At 47.7% G+C, this 512-nt stretch carries 1 protein-coding gene; it reads right to left on the bottom strand.

Translation table 11 applies throughout. The annotated features are described in order from the left end of the window. A partial coding sequence (gene rpsI / locus BAZO_RS16215) for a 30S ribosomal protein S9 (RefSeq protein WP_003332767.1) occupies positions 1-373 on the bottom strand: 373 nt, incomplete at its 3' end. Positions 374-512 lie beyond the last annotated feature (139 nt).

The raw sequence follows: 512 nt of genomic DNA, 5'->3' as shown, positions 1-512 counted from the left end.
ATGCTTTGCGGGCTTTCTTGCTACCTGGTTTTTTACGTTCAACCATACGGGCGTCACGTGTAAGAAGTCCAGCGCGTTTCAAAGCACTACGGAAGTCTGGGTCTACTTGGAGCAATGCACGAGCGATACCGTGACGGATAGCTCCTGCTTGACCAGATACACCACCACCATTTACGTTTACGAGAGTGTCGTAGCTACCTTCTGTTTGTGTAGCTGCAAATGGTTGGTTGATAACAAGACGCATGTCTGCGTGTGGGATGTAGCTTTCTACTTCGCGTCCGTTAACTGTGATTTTACCAGTACCAGGTACGAGACGTACGCGTGCTACTGCATTTTTACGACGGCCTGTGCCGGCATATTGTACTTGTGCCATTATGTTCGTTCCTTCCTGATTAGATCAAACCTGTGATGTCAAGGACTTCAGGTTTTTGAGCTGTATGTGTGTGTTCTGCGCCAACAAACACTTTAAGTTTCATGCCTTGAGCGTGATCTGGTGTATCTCCATCGCAATG

Source organism: Schinkia azotoformans LMG 9581 (assembly GCF_000307855.1).
GTDB lineage: Bacteria > Bacillota > Bacilli > Bacillales > Bacillaceae_J > Schinkia > Schinkia azotoformans.
Note: the sequence above shows the minus strand (reverse complement) of the source record. Positions and strands in the feature narration are given on the sequence as shown.